This is a genomic window from Microcystis sp. LE19-10.1B (assembly GCF_027530565.1).
GTDB lineage: Bacteria > Cyanobacteriota > Cyanobacteriia > Cyanobacteriales > Microcystaceae > Microcystis > Microcystis aeruginosa.
In genome coordinates this window covers 1-13,563 of sequence record NZ_JAPZQM010000451.1, presented here as the reverse complement: position 1 = coordinate 13,563, position 13,563 = coordinate 1, and the positions used below count along the sequence as shown (strand labels likewise).

The window sequence follows — 13,563 nt, the reverse complement described above, 5'->3', positions numbered from 1 at the left end:
TGAGGTGGTCAACTACCTAATTTTCAGGGAAAAAGTACCTGAATTTTCCCCCGATCCCCGCAATGGCTGGCACTTTTTGAGGGGAAAAAAGTCCAAAAGTCTTATCCAACAAGGTTTTTAGATTTATTCAGCAGACCCTATTTATACTTATGCTCTTGGGGCAGAAAAAGTGAGAAACTAAAAAAGTTCTCAAAAAATATTCAAGTCAAGAAAAATGTCAAAGATAGAAGTAAAAAATCTAGACCACTTTTGTTCTAGAGCGAAAACAATTGACAAAAATAGCCGAATGTCTTTCTCTATAAGGGTTTCATCCCTCGAACCAATTTTTGCTTCAAAGCCAGCTAAACAAGATTTCTTTGACCGAATTTGGTTCTCTCGCATCCGTGTCTTAACCTGTCGGTGATTCACCAAGATGTGTCAGGCAGTCAGATAAAAAACTTGTTTCTGGGCGGGGAATCCCTACAATAGGAAACAGGATAATTAGTAGTAGATGAAAACCGATGGGTCAGTTTTTTAAACAAACTTTCGCTAGTTGCTTGGGAACTTTATTGGGATTATTGGTATTTTCGTCCCTAGGTGTGGGGGGATTAGCATTTTTACTGCTTTCTTTCCTGATTTCTAGCGATAGCTCCTCAGTTAAGGAAAAATCAGTCTTAGTTTTTAACTTAGCCACCAATATCAGCGATGCTCCCCCTAGTTCAAGTTTAGCCGATAGTTTGACCAGTGAGAGTCGGATCACTTTAAATTTGCGACAGGTGATAGCGGCGATCGAAAAGGCCGCCCTTGATGATAGTATTGTCGGTCTGTTACTCTACGGTCGCGGCACTGTCGGTGAATATGGCTATGCTACCCTGACGGAAGTGCGGCAAGCTTTGGCAAAATTTCGCCAATCGGGTAAAAAAATTATCGCCTACGATGTGGAATGGACGGAAAAGGAATATTATCTCGCTTCCGTTGCTGAAAAGGTGATTATTAATCCCGTGGGGAGAATGGAAATTAATGGTTTAAGTAGTCAACAAACCTTTTTTGCCGATGCACTAGAAAAATATGGTGTGGGGGTACAAGTGGTAAAAGTGGGTTCTTTTAAAGGTGCGGTGGAACCCTATACGCGTCAGGATTTAAGTGTCCAGAATCGTCAGCAGCTGCAAACCCTACTCGATACAATTTGGTCTAATTATAGTTCCACAGTGGCCAAAAGTCGCAATTTAACACCCCAACAGGTGCAAACTATTTCTGATACTCAAGGTATTCTGGAAGCAACCACAGCGAAAAAGGCGGGTTTTGTTGATGAAGTGGCCCATTTAGATCGAGTAATTGCTTTAGCAAAGGATTTGACAGGAGAAGCAAAAAATAAAACTAATCAGGAGGAAAACTCTGGCTCCTTTTCGCAAATTTCTTTAGCTAATTATGCTAGTTCTCTCGATGAGGAGGAAGATAGTAGCGATCAAATAGCGATAGTTTATGCAGAAGGGACAATCGTAGAAGGTCAGGGAGATAGAGGCGAAATCGGTGGGGATAAATTGGCGAAGGAATTGCGAAAATTACAAGGGAAGGAGGAGGTAAAAGCGGTAGTTTTGAGAATTAATAGTCCGGGGGGAAGTGCCACCGCTTCCGAGGTGATTCTGCGAGAAATTAAGCGTTTAGATGCGAAAAAACCAGTAATTATTTCTATGGGTGATGTGGCAGCTTCTGGGGGTTATTGGATTGCGATGGGGGGTCAAAGAATTTTTGCCGATAATGATACAATTACTGGTTCGATCGGTGTGTTTGGATTATTGTTAAATATCCAGAAGATTGCTAATAATAATGGCATCGATTGGGATACGGTTAAAACTGGACAATTAGCCGATCTATCTACTATTACCAGACCGAAAAATCCCCAAGAATTAGAAATTTATCAAGCGGCAGTTAATCGGTTCTATGATTTATTTATCGAGACGGTAGCCAAGGGGCGAAAATTATCCCCAGACAAGGTAAGAACTGTGGCCCAAGGTCGCGTCTGGACGGGAAAAGATGCGGTTAAAATTGGTTTAGTTGATCAAATCGGTGGCCTAGAAGCGGCAGTACAATACGCAGCCAAAACAGCTAAATTAGGAGATGATTGGAGTCTTAAAGAATATCCTCGATCGCAAAGTTGGCAAGAAGAACTTGTCTCTAATTTCTTGCAAACCTATCTTCCTCCTCTAACTAAAAATAATCACCCTTTGACGCAGGAATGGCAAAATTTTCAGCAGGAATTATTGAAGTTACCTACATTTAACGATCCCCATAGTGTTTATGCTAAGTTACTTTTTAATCTCGATTTTCGCTGATACTTAGGTAAAAATAATGCCCGCTAATTCTGAAATTATTTGACGACAAAAATTTCTATGAATCGCCCTAATAGCGTTATTCTCGGTTTAGCCTATATTTTGGGATTGTTATCTACAGGTCTGGTAGATTTTAGTCCCCAGTTAAACCGATGGCAAGAAGTGGTAATTAGAATTGTTATTCTTAGTCTAATTACCCTATTAACCACGATTTTTATCCGTCGTTTTTGGTGGCAAAGTCCCCCTAGAAAAATTTGGCTGATGGGGGGATTAATAGCTATATTTGCCGTTGTTTATCTAGAAATTCGCACTCCTTACCCCACCGCAAATGATATCAGTCATCTTTTAAAAAATAATGTGGTTAACTCTATTAAAATCACGGGCAGTATTATATCAGAAATTCGTCTCAATCGCCGAGAAAATTTACAATTTTGGTTAGAAGTAAAAGAATTTAGCCTCAAGAATTTACCGACAGAAAAATCCACGGGTAAACTCTACGTTACTCTACCAAATCTAGCAGAAAATCAGGTTTATCCCGGACAAGAAATAACAATTAAAGGATTACTTTATCGTCCCCGTCGTGCGAATAATCCCAATGCTTTTGACTTTGCTAATTATCTGGCGCGTCAGGGTGCTTTTGCTGGTTTAAAAGGGGAAATAATTATCGATAAAAAATCACCGAATTGGGGAATTTGGCAGATTCGTCAGCGCATTGTTGAGGCACAAATTCAAAGACTAGGCCAGGAAAAAGGGACTTTATTAAGTTCGATTACCCTCGGACGACAAGCGGTTAATTTGCCAGCAAAAATCACTGATTTATTTATTAAAACTGGATTAGCTCACATTTTAGCAGCTTCTGGCTTTCATGTGGCTATTTTGTTGGGATTTGTTTTAACTATTACTCGCAATTTATCCCCCAAACAACAGTTTATTATTGCCCTTACTATCTTAATAATTTACGGCACTTTAACTGGGTTACAACCTTCAGTGCTGCGGGCGATTTTGATGGGAATTGGGGCATTAATCGGTCTGCTTTATAATCGACAAGTTAATAGTTTAGGATCCCTGTTACTAGCGGCTACAATTCTATTATTATGGCAACCTCTCTGGATTTGGGATTTAGGATTTCAGTTAAGTTTTTTAGCGACTTTGGGATTAATTATTACCGTTCCTTTGCTGAAAAATAAAATTGACTATTTACCTAATTTAATCGCTGAACCTATAGCTATTAGTCTAGCTGCTAGTCTCTGGACTATGCCTTTATTAATGTTTACCTTTAACTCGATCGCTCTTTATAATATCCCCATTAATATTATCACAACTCCCCTAGTTACCCTGATTAGTTTAGGAGGAGTTTTTACGGCCTTTTTAGGCTTAATTTATCCCCCTTTGGGCAGTATCAGCGCTAGTATTCTCTATTACCCTCTAGAGTTATTACTGCAAATTACCACCTTTTTTAGTCTGCTTCCTTTTAGTACCTACTCCACAGGTAAATTATCTTTAGGAGTGATGTTAATTATTTATATTTGCCTTACCTTAATCTGCTTTAATATCTGGTTTCGTCAACGGTGGCATTTAATCGGTTTATTTATCCTCACTTTAATTTTAATACCGATTATTTATCAGCATTTAACTTTAACTCAGGTGACAGTTTTAGCCACCAAATCGCAACCGGTAATAATTATTCAAAATCAAGGAAATACTCTCTTAATTAATGGGGAGGAACCCGCAACAGCACGTTATACAGTTTTGCCCTTTTTGCGACAGGAGGGAATTAATCAAATACAAAGAGCAATAACCGTCAATAATTCGGCGCAATTCTCAACTATCAGTGAGGACATACCGATTCAAAAAACTATTAATTTATCCCAGTTAGAAAAATTTAATCTCGGCGAAATTACTGGACAATTGATCGAGAAAAATTTATTTAAATTTCAGGTAAAAAATCAATCTTGGCTATGGATTGTCAACCCGAAAATTCCCGTTAATTTATCCCAAGAATTTAGCCCCCTAGTGTTATTATGGCAGGGAAGCAATCTAGATAAACAATGGTTAGAGTCAATTCGACCACAAACAGCGATCGCTGTCACCACCAATCTCTCCCGTAATGCCAGAAATAAACTGAGAAAGTCTGGTATTAAGACTTACTGGACCGGGAGAGATGGAGCGATTCAATGGACAGCAAAAAATGGATTTCAACCCTTTCTAATTAACGAGTGATGTGTACCACCAAAACCGAACAGGGAGCATGATGTACCACATAATTACTGACACTACCTAAGATTAACTCAGATAAACCCGATCGACCGTGACGACCAACAATAATTAAATCTATCCCCTCTTGCTGGGCAACTTGACAAATTTTCTGGCCCGGATCACCGATATAATAATCAGCCCGGGCTATGATATTATCCTCCTTAGCTCGATCGACTAAACCGTTTAACCAAGCTTGTAATTCCGCTTGCATTTCTTCGGTGATTTGTTGTTCTAAGGCGATCATATCGGGGGGATAACCGCCACCATAACCGATCAGATTACCATAAATAAAAGTTTCCGTGTAGGGAGTCAAAGGTTTAGACAGACTATAAATAATCCGCAACTCACTAGCGTAGGTTTTCGCTAAGAGAATAGCCGTATTCAATACCTCTGGAGTGACATCTTGATAATCCACAGCCACGAGAATTTTATTATAGAGTTTGTTGGTATCCCGATCGACTGAGAGTGTTTCCGTATTATTCATCGAATTAACCTCCTCGATAGCAGATAAAGTCAGGGTTGAAGTTAATCTTTTTTCCCACCGGCTGCCAGCAATACCCTGGGGAAATAGCCAAAAATTGCTGAAAGCTGATGACTGATAGTTGACGCTCCCCTACCTCTAGTGTGACATTTTTCGGATGATGTAGCTAAATCCCCAAAAAAATTAACAATTTGGGGAGACTCCGAGACGATACCCTAGGGTTGATTCAAGGTAGGGTTGATTCAAGGTAGGGTTGATTCAAGGTAGGGTTGATTCAAGGTAGGGTTGATTCAAGGTAGGGTTGATTCATGAATCAACCCTACCCAAACCCCGGAGCGCATTAGCTTTTCGGTGGGATGCTTACAGCCAGATGCTGATACATTTGTAATCATCTAAGAGTCACTGATAATTGCTGATTGTCGGTATTTCTGCAAATGTGAGATGCACCCCTAGATTTTTTATAAAAGTATTTATCTTAAGATACAATATGGTTGAGATTTTTTGCAGCAGAGGATCTAGTCGAATGAATGAAGATAGCAAAAATTATGAGATGCAAATTCTGGCAATGATGATCAATCAGTATTTGGATGATATGGTATCTCTGAGTGAAGAAAAATTAAACCAGCTAGAAGCAAACCGCGATCAGATTGTTTGGGATTTAGCCACAAGAATTTACAAGGAAAGTGGTCATAAAGTAGAATTTCATATAATACGAAACTTAATTAATTCTAGAATTGAAGTTATGAGATATCAGTTATTTTTCAGTCAATCCAGTCTATTGGAATCAAGGAGAATCAATGAAGAGAAAGCTATTAAAATAGCAGAACAAAAAGCTAATGCTGTTATTAACGATAAAAACAATGATGATACCGAGAAAATAACGTCACAAGACAATGAACGAAAACTGGCAATTTTTATCAAAGTTCAAGAGATAATTAGTGATCAATTAGATGTGTAAAAGTCTGAGATACATATTGATGATGAACTATTTTATTTAAAATCTAAGGAAACCCTCAGTAGTTATAGTTCTTCTAGCTTTTATAGTTCTTATGGTTCTTGTAGTAATGGTTTATTAGTCTCAAATTGGGGAGGAGATGAACTTGATACAGTTGAATTAATCATGACTTTAGAAGAAGAATTTGATCTAGAACTTTCAGAAGAAAAATGCCAAGAATTTACAACAGTGAAAAAGCTAGTTGATTATCTGGCTGAAAATTTAGGCAAGTAACAATATTAATTTTTACGAAAATATCTCAAGTTATCAGCCAAATATAGCTATAATCCAATTAGAGCGAGTTCTAAACCAACAACTTATGATTAGTCGCTACATTGTCGCATGGCTACCGATGATCGTAATAGGAGTTAGTAACGGTATCCTCCGAGAAACCACCTACGGAAAATATCTCGATGAACTGCGCGCCCATCAAATTTCTACCCTGACAGGAATCCTCTTTTTTAGTCTTTATATTGGCGCTCTTGTCTATTTTTTGGGTCTAGAATCCTCCGGTCAAGCAATTACCATCGGTTTAATTTGGTTACTATTAACAGTGGGTTTTGAGTTTCTGTTCGGCCATTTTATCGCCGGTCACTCTTGGTCAAGATTAGGGCAAGATTATAATCTTTTAGCGGGACGAGTTTGGATTTTGGTTCTCTTGGTCATTACTTTTGCTCCTCTACTATTTTATCAACTTTTTTCTTAATTATGAAAGCTATTATCATTAATCGCTATGGCGATAGTAATGTTCTCCAATACATAGACATAGAAAAGCCAATTCCCCAAGCTAAGGAAGTCTTAATTAAGATTATGGCAGCGGGAATTAATCCGATTGATTGGAAGATTCGTCGGGGGATGCTCAAAATAGCCACAGGTAATAAATTTCCCCTGCAATTAGGTTTTGATTATAGTGGAATTATCGTTGAAAAAGGCAGTCAGGTGGAACAATTCCAGATCGGAGATGAGGTTTTTGGTTTTCTCAATCAATTACCCGGTAGAACCTATGCTGAATATGCAATTATTCCCGCTTCCCTATTAGTTAAAAAACCGCATAATCAGAGTTTTATTGAAGCTGCCGCCACTCCTTTAGCCGCTTCTACCGCTTTGCAAGTCTTGCGGGATTTTGGCGGTATTCAAGCAGGAAATCGGATTTTAGTGAATGGTGCATCGGGAGGAGTGGGTAGCTTTGCCGTGCAGATAGGGAAAATTTTCTCCGCAGAAGTAGATGGAGTTTGTAGTAGTAAAAATATCGATTATGTCACCTCTTTAGGAGCAGATAAAGTTATCGATTATACCCAAGAAGATTGGAGAAAAACCGAGCAGAAATATGATATAATCTTCGATGCTGTGGCTAAGTCTTCTTTTTGGCACTGTCGTCAGCTTTTAAAACCCCAAGGCACCTATATAACCACCCTCCCAAATCCCGGAATTATCTTCCTAAATTATCTCGGTGCTTGGTTGCCCCAAAAAGGGAAACTGATATTTTTTGCTCAAGCACAAGCGTCTGACTGGCAATTTCTCAAAGAAGCGATCGAATCGGGAAAATTAACTGTTAGAATCGATCGCACCTATACTTTTTCCCAGGTGGTAGAAGCTCATAATTATAGTGAATCGGAAAGAGTGCGCGGAAAAATAGTCCTGATCCCCGATTAAGGATAAATAGTTAGGGTTTGCTGAATAAATCTGAAAACCTTGTTGGGTAACACTTTTAGACCTTTTGTCAATCAAAAAGTACCAGATATGGGAGTGATCGGGGGGAAAATCCCTGGACTTTTTCCCTGAAAATTAGGTAATTAACCCCCTGAAAATGGGTAAAACCCTACACCCCACACCCCACACCCCACACCCTGTCCCCACCAACAAACTTTTTGCTGCAAACCCTAAATAGTTAGGGATTTTCCCGATTTTTTGGGGAACGAGTAAATAGTTTTAAGTAAGTAGAAACAGAGAATTCCTTAATTGGGAAGGTGATAAAAGTCAAGGGATTAATAGTAATAATAATATTGCGGCTATCCCTCTGTACCGCCTTGATAATCTGTTTAGCCACCCAATCGGCGGACATAATACCCAGAGGATTTAAATTACTCTTAAAAGGGCCAAGAATTAGCTTTCTTACCACACAGGGGGCATCTAAACGACGCAGGGTAATCATATCACCGATCGCTCGTTTACTGAGTTCGTAGAGGGGACTAAAGGCAGGATTAACCTCTGCTTCCGAGGTATTCACCCAGACTTCCTTGCGGGCAATTTGCTCGTTAGTGCGGACAGTTTTGAAGAATAATTCCATTAAACGCCAGACGGAAAAAGTATTCACTTGGTAGGCTAATTCGATCGCTTCTGGGGTTCTTTGGCCGTGGACATTAACGCCATGATTTAAAATCAGTATATCTACAGACCTAAATAAGTCCTCAAGTTGCGTTTCTTCACCGATTTGCCATTTCACGGTTTTTACAGGTACTGATTCGCCGTTAATTTCAATAGCGATCGCATTCTCCCTGGAAGTGAGCGCGATTACCTTAGCTCCTTTCAGTTGTAGGTACTTTAACAGCGATCGCCCTAAGGTTCCATTCGCTCCGGTAATGGCGATCGTTTTACCCTTAAGAGAAAGTGCCGTCCCCATCAATTTATCCATAAAGGTGAAAGTTCCACAATAATAAGCCTTTTGGTTATCAAAATGGTGTCGCCAGTGGTAGGTACGATTAACGCGCCATTGAGCCGGTAAACTCTCAAATTGCCCCGGACGATGGGTTAAATCGGTTAATTCCTCCAGATTGGCGATGCCTAAACCTCGACCGATCGCCGTACTGAGAAAAGTCAAAGTATAAAGGGAACCTAACCAACCCAACCAAGGGCGATCGAACCCCCAAGAGTAGGCCAGTAGTACAGGTAAAACACTGGCAGCCAACATCACCAAGGCCTCTGGTACATCATTGTACCAGTGCGCCCGACGATAAATTTCCTCGCTCATTACCGACAGATCGGGACGAAAAACCCGATGATGCCAGACGTGCAGACGATAAAGGGGCTGCCAATGGTGGGCCAGAGCATGATAGCTATCACGCACGATCTCCACCCAAATAATTGAGCCACAAATCAGTCCGACACAGAGGAGCAGGTTTGACATAGGGGATAAATGTTAAATTTTCTCAACGAATGTAAACAGAGCAATCTTAGCCGAAAAAGCGCATTTATCGGGCAAAAAAAACCAATAGCCTGAAAAACTAGGGTTTCTTTCCCGAAAAAACTTAAGATTCTGTTAAAAATTTTAACAATTTTCGGTAAAATAAAGCAAGAAACAAGCGTCTACTGGAACAGTTACTTAACCTGAGTCGATTATGGCAGAAAATTATTGGTCGCGAGAGGATGATAACGAAGAATTAGACCCGATTGGTTCCCTCCTATCTGACTGGTCCGATCCCGAAGACGAAGAGGACGAATTTAGGAGCGAAATTTTTCAAGGCCGATCGGGACGCAGACAGAAAGCGGCTTTTAGCCTCATGGCGATCTGGACAATAATTATCGGACTTCATTGGCTTAGTTGGGGTTATTGGGCAATTATCGCCTTAACTATGGTACTATCGGGGCAAGCTTTGCGGCTGCTGTTCACCAAACCAGAAACGCCGCCAGTTCCTTTACCAGATCAGGATTTAGCCTCTGTCCCCAGGGTGTCCCTCTTAGTAGCGGCCAAAAATGAAGAAACCGTAATCACGAAACTGGTTAATTATCTCTGTCATCTAGACTATCCCCAAGATAAGTTAGAAGTTTGGATCGTCGATGATTATAGTACCGATAACACCGGTGCAATTCTCGATCGCCTTGCTTTAGAATATCCCCAATTACAAATTCTCCATCGTCCTGCTAATGCCGGAGGTGGCAAATCCGGCGCCTTGAATCAGGTTTTATCCCTGACTAACGGGGAAATTATTGGCGTATTCGATGCCGATGCGGGATTATCCGCCGATTTACTGCGTCATGTCGTCCCGATGTTCGACGATCGAGAAGTAGGTGCGGTACAGGTGCGAAAAGCGATCGCCAATGCCGCCGAAAACTTCTGGACAAAGGGACAAGCGGTAGAAATGATCTTTGATAGTTGTTTCCAACAGCAACGGATCGCAGTGGGAGGGATCGGAGAATTGCGCGGAAATGGTCAATTTGTCCGACGTAGTGCCTTAAATCGTTGCGGGGGTTGGAATGAACAAACGATCACCGACGATCTTGATTTAACTATTCGTCTCCATATCGATAATTGGAAAATTAATATCTTAAATTTTCCCGCAGTAGCGGAAGAAGGGGTGACAACTGCGATCGCTTTATGGCATCAGCGCAATCGTTGGGCCGAAGGTGGTTTTCAGCGTTATCTCGACTATTGGAAAGCAATTTTAAAGTCTCCCATGCCTTGGCCGAAAAAGTTTGATTTAATTGCTTTTTTGATCGTTCAATATATCTTACCTGCGGCCGCTATTCCCGATCTTTTAATCACTATTACTCGTCATCAAGCTCCGATTTTAACTCCTTTAACTGGTTTGGCTCTTTCCCTTTCTCTCTGGGGGATGGTGACAGGATTAATCCGAGTCAATACGGGTAAAAAATTCACTTTCGCTCTTGGTTTGGACATCCTTGCTCAAACCATTCGCGGCATGATTTATATGATGCACTGGTTTATTATTATTCCCAGTGTCAGCCTGCGGATGGCTTTGCGTCCTAAACGTTTAAAATGGGTGAAAACCGTTCATCTGGGGGAACATCTCAGCGCCGAAGTTTAATTTTCGAGGATAGACTCCCAAAACTTTGGACTTATCAGGACTGAAATCCCCTGTCAGTAAAGGTTACAGCCTTTGGAAACCCCTTTGGGAAAAATTTCCAATTTCCTTAATCATGCTTGCTACCAATAATGTGTTAATTTAGATACAGAATTGAATTCCGTGACAGCACTGGGGTGGCGAAAAGCGCTCGCTCCAGTTTTTTTTCTCGAGAAAACGGGTTTCTTCAAGAAACCCGTTTTCTGTAGTTTTTTTTGCGGGAAGCATCCCCCTCTCCTCGTAGGTTAAGGGGGTGAGATCATAACAATCCGTTGCCAAAACCGACTTTTCAGAATACAATACAGAAGAGTAGTCATTCATCGCTCAGATTAGTTAAGATGATATTACATGACTAATAATATTGACCATGACCGCTTATTTAAGGAGTTAATCTCCACCTTTTTTGTCGAATTTATTGAGTTGTTTTTCCCTCAATTGATCGATTATTTAGATAGGGACTCGATTACTTTTTTAGACAAAGAAGTATTTACCGATGTCACCGAAGGAGAAAGGTATGAAAGCGATTTAGTCGCACAAGTTAAGTTTCGAGGAAAAGAATCTTTTTTTCTGATTCATGTGGAGGCGCAGGAAAGTTCCCGCCAGTGGTTTAACCGGCGAATGTTTACTTATTTTGCTCGCTTTCATGAGAAATTTGTCTTACCGATTTATCCGATTGTAATTTTTTCTTATTCAAAGCCAAAAAGAGAAGCGATTAGTCAATATGTAGTCGATTTTCCCGATTTTAAGGTGTTAGAATTTAACTATCAAGTAGTGCAGTTAAATCGATTAAATTGGCGAGATTTTCTTAATCAACCGAATCCGGTTGCTTCAGCTTTGATGGCGAAGATGAACATTGCCGAGAAAGAGCGAGCCAAGGTAAAAGCGGAATGTCTGCGCTTGTTAATCACTTTAAGGTTAGATGCGGCGAGAATGCAATTAATTTCTGGATTTATTGATACTTATCTCAATCTAAATCCGGTCGAAGAGATACAATTTCAACAAGAGATTAGCACATTTAGTCAACCCGTACAGGAGGGAGTTATGCAAATTACCACCAGTTGGATGCGTCAAGGTATTGAACTAGGTATTGAACAAGGTATTGAACGGGGTATCGAACAAGGTATTGAACAAGGTATCGAACGGGGTATCGAACAAGGTATTGAACGGGGTATCGAACAAGGTATCGAACAAGGTATTGAACGGGAAAAGACATTGATTCTTCGTCAACTTAAACGAAAGTTAGGGGAGATTAATCCTTCATTGGAAACTAAAATTATGGAGTTAAGTATTGATGATGTCGAAGCATTAGCAGAAGCTTTATTCGATTTCTCTACAGTTAAAGATTTAATCAGTTGGTTAAATACTTTAACTGCCTAGGTTTGACGTTAGCGAACGCATCTTCGCCATGACAAGGGGTAAGATTGCTTCGGAGAGGGAATTTCAGTTAACAGTTAACAGTTAGAAGTGAGGTCTGCCAAAGGGAATTGACAGACCGCAAAACATAGGATAGCATTTGTATAATTCTTATCAAAATACGGAGAAAATATGACTCTAGTTATTTCCCAAGAAGTGATTAAAGCAAGTGGTTTATCAGAGGATGAACTGTTGAAGGAAATTGTTGTTATGTTATTCCAACAAGATAAGATTAGCTTAGGAAAAGCAAGTGAGTTATTAGGTATTAATCAAATCAAGTTTCAACGGATGCTTTCTGAACGAGGAATTTGTATTCACTATGATGTTGCTGAGTTTCAGGAAGATATTAAGCATTTAAAAGAGAAAGGTTGGCTATGATTATTATTAGCGATACTTCTCCTCTCAGCAGTCTTGCTCTTGTTGGCTATCTGTCAATCTTAAAAGATATTTATACTAATGTTGTTATTCCCCAAGCAGTTGCCAATGAATTAGCCAATTTAACTGAGGAAGATATCCGCATTAAAGCGATAATTTCTCTGAACTGGATACAGGTTAAACAAGCCGCTAATTTGGAACTTGTGGCTTGTTTGAGGAATGAATATAATTTAGATCTTGGCGAAGCAGAAGCAATCGCTCTTGCCTTAGAATTAAAAGCAGATGAATTGTTAATTGATGAGCGTCTTGGACGGAGGGAGGCTGTGCGTTTGGGGCTGTCAATTACGGGGGTTCTAGGAGTTCTTTTAATCGCTAAAAATAGAGGATTGATTGCTAAGGTTCAACCCATAATCGATGCTCTAATACTCCAAGCAAATTTTCGCATCAGTCGTCAACTTTATGAGGAGGTTTTGCAAACGGCAAATGAATTAGATTAAGTTGTGATTTTAGAAAACGGGTTTCTGCGAGAAACTATTTAGAAAACCCGTTTTCTTGTTCCTTTGAGAAACCCGGTTTCTTGTAATCAATGTTAATTTTTGTTATATCCCCCTTGAAAAATTCGGGATTCTTTGCATAAAATAGTCGAAGTCATCCTTTGCGGTTAATGTCATGACTTCTACCCTTTTGCCGGGCTTTCCTGCTGTTGACGATGTTTTGTTCAATTTCGCTCAATCTGATGGCTTGAGTCAAGCTAATCGGGTGGATAGTGCGAGAAATCAGCGTTTAACCGCTACTGTAGTTTTCCTCGATGCTGGTGTTACCGATTATCAAAGTCTCCAAGCTGGGGTAATCCCTGGAGTCGCCACGGTTATTCTCTCTCCCAACGAAGACGGAATCGAACAAATATCCGCTTTTTTACAACAAAATCCCCAGATT

General features: G+C 40.1%; 14 protein-coding genes. 11 read left to right on the top strand and 3 right to left on the bottom strand.

Annotated elements, in window-relative coordinates:
* Positions 1–500 precede the first annotated feature (500 nt).
* Together sppA and O9332_RS16505 are read left to right on the top strand one after the other, a co-directional pair.
* On the top strand, positions 501–2,312 hold the full coding sequence (gene sppA, locus O9332_RS16510) for a signal peptide peptidase SppA (protein ID WP_002756587.1): 1,812 nt from the start codon (positions 501–503) through the stop codon (positions 2,310–2,312).
* Positions 2,313–2,369: 57 nt separating this feature from the next.
* Entirely contained in the window at positions 2,370–4,529 is a 2,160-nt protein-coding gene (locus O9332_RS16505) for a ComEC/Rec2 family competence protein (protein WP_002756586.1), read from the top strand.
* Here O9332_RS16505 and O9332_RS16500 read toward each other — a convergent pair.
* A complete protein-coding gene (locus O9332_RS16500; protein WP_002756585.1) occupies positions 4,519–5,049 on the bottom strand; it encodes a universal stress protein in 531 nt (176 codons plus the stop codon). The genes O9332_RS16505 and O9332_RS16500 overlap by 11 nt on opposite strands.
* Positions 5,050–5,569: 520 nt before the next feature.
* On the opposite strand from O9332_RS16500, the gene O9332_RS16495 reads away from it, so the two are divergent.
* The 4 genes from O9332_RS16495 (at position 5,570) to O9332_RS16480 (ending at position 7,693) form a co-directional block, all read left to right on the top strand.
* Positions 5,570–6,004 carry a hypothetical protein gene (locus O9332_RS16495; protein WP_002756584.1) on the top strand — a complete coding sequence of 145 codons (435 nt, stop codon included), beginning with the start codon at positions 5,570–5,572 and terminating at the stop codon, positions 6,002–6,004.
* 9 nt (positions 6,005–6,013) lie between these two features.
* The gene (locus O9332_RS16490) at positions 6,014–6,274 is read left to right on the top strand and encodes a phosphopantetheine-binding protein (protein ID WP_308417976.1); all 261 of its coding nucleotides are present in this window, start codon (positions 6,014–6,016) and stop codon (positions 6,272–6,274) included.
* A gap of 85 nt (positions 6,275–6,359) precedes the next feature.
* Positions 6,360–6,746 carry a hypothetical protein gene (locus tag O9332_RS16485; RefSeq protein ID WP_002756583.1) on the top strand — a complete coding sequence of 129 codons (387 nt, stop codon included), beginning with the start codon at positions 6,360–6,362 and terminating at the stop codon, positions 6,744–6,746.
* Between the two features lie 2 nt (positions 6,747–6,748).
* Positions 6,749–7,693, top strand: coding sequence for an NAD(P)-dependent alcohol dehydrogenase (locus tag O9332_RS16480; RefSeq protein WP_002756582.1), 945 nt, complete (start codon positions 6,749–6,751; stop codon positions 7,691–7,693).
* Between the two features lie 235 nt (positions 7,694–7,928).
* Here the strand turns inward: O9332_RS16480 and O9332_RS16475 are convergent, their stop codons facing one another.
* A complete protein-coding gene (locus tag O9332_RS16475; RefSeq protein ID WP_002756581.1) occupies positions 7,929–9,164 on the bottom strand; it encodes a bifunctional sterol desaturase/short chain dehydrogenase in 1,236 nt (411 codons plus the stop codon).
* A gap of 211 nt (positions 9,165–9,375) precedes the next feature.
* Between O9332_RS16475 and O9332_RS16470 the strand changes: the two genes are divergently transcribed.
* A complete protein-coding gene (locus tag O9332_RS16470; RefSeq protein WP_002756578.1) occupies positions 9,376–10,803 on the top strand; it encodes a glycosyltransferase family 2 protein in 1,428 nt (475 codons plus the stop codon).
* A gap of 138 nt (positions 10,804–10,941) precedes the next feature.
* On the opposite strand, the gene O9332_RS16465 is transcribed toward O9332_RS16470, so the two are convergent.
* The gene (locus O9332_RS16465; protein WP_071824944.1) at positions 10,942–11,160 is read right to left on the bottom strand and encodes a hypothetical protein; all 219 of its coding nucleotides are present in this window, start codon (positions 11,158–11,160) and stop codon (positions 10,942–10,944) included.
* Between the two features lie 27 nt (positions 11,161–11,187).
* Between O9332_RS16465 and O9332_RS16460 the strand changes: the two genes are divergently transcribed.
* The 4 genes from O9332_RS16460 to O9332_RS16445 all read left to right on the top strand — a co-directional run.
* Positions 11,188–12,216, top strand: a complete 1,029-nt coding sequence (locus tag O9332_RS16460; protein WP_002756576.1) for a DUF4351 domain-containing protein — start codon at positions 11,188–11,190, stop codon at positions 12,214–12,216.
* Between the two features lie 168 nt (positions 12,217–12,384).
* Positions 12,385–12,630: a UPF0175 family protein gene (locus O9332_RS16455; RefSeq protein ID WP_002756573.1), complete on the top strand. Its 246-nt coding sequence runs from the start codon at positions 12,385–12,387 to the stop codon at positions 12,628–12,630.
* A complete protein-coding gene (locus O9332_RS16450; protein ID WP_002756572.1) occupies positions 12,627–13,124 on the top strand; it encodes a PIN domain-containing protein in 498 nt (165 codons plus the stop codon). Before O9332_RS16455 ends, O9332_RS16450 begins: the two co-directional genes overlap by 4 nt.
* 172 nt (positions 13,125–13,296) lie before the next feature.
* On the top strand, positions 13,297–13,563 hold a 267-nt coding region (locus tag O9332_RS16445), incomplete at its 3' end, for a DUF4347 domain-containing protein (RefSeq protein WP_288026475.1).

Excerpts from the sequence above, each read along its gene's own strand:
- sppA (WP_002756587.1), top strand. The coding sequence starts at position 501 with ATGGGTCAGTTTTTTAAACAAACTTTCGCTAGTTGCTTGGGAACTTTA.
- O9332_RS16505 (WP_002756586.1), top strand. The coding sequence starts at position 2,370 with ATGAATCGCCCTAATAGCGTTATTCTCGGTTTAGCCTATATTTTGGGA.
- O9332_RS16500 (WP_002756585.1), bottom strand. The coding sequence starts at position 5,049 with ATGAATAATACGGAAACACTCTCAGTCGATCGGGATACCAACAAACTC.
- O9332_RS16495 (WP_002756584.1), top strand. The coding sequence starts at position 5,570 with ATGAATGAAGATAGCAAAAATTATGAGATGCAAATTCTGGCAATGATG.
- O9332_RS16485 (WP_002756583.1), top strand. The coding sequence starts at position 6,360 with ATGATTAGTCGCTACATTGTCGCATGGCTACCGATGATCGTAATAGGA.
- O9332_RS16480 (WP_002756582.1), top strand. The coding sequence starts at position 6,749 with ATGAAAGCTATTATCATTAATCGCTATGGCGATAGTAATGTTCTCCAA.
- O9332_RS16475 (WP_002756581.1), bottom strand. The coding sequence starts at position 9,164 with ATGTCAAACCTGCTCCTCTGTGTCGGACTGATTTGTGGCTCAATTATT.
- O9332_RS16470 (WP_002756578.1), top strand. The coding sequence starts at position 9,376 with ATGGCAGAAAATTATTGGTCGCGAGAGGATGATAACGAAGAATTAGAC.
- O9332_RS16465 (WP_071824944.1), bottom strand. The coding sequence starts at position 11,160 with ATGAATGACTACTCTTCTGTATTGTATTCTGAAAAGTCGGTTTTGGCA.
- O9332_RS16460 (WP_002756576.1), top strand. The coding sequence starts at position 11,188 with ATGACTAATAATATTGACCATGACCGCTTATTTAAGGAGTTAATCTCC.
- O9332_RS16455 (WP_002756573.1), top strand. The coding sequence starts at position 12,385 with ATGACTCTAGTTATTTCCCAAGAAGTGATTAAAGCAAGTGGTTTATCA.
- O9332_RS16450 (WP_002756572.1), top strand. The coding sequence starts at position 12,627 with ATGATTATTATTAGCGATACTTCTCCTCTCAGCAGTCTTGCTCTTGTT.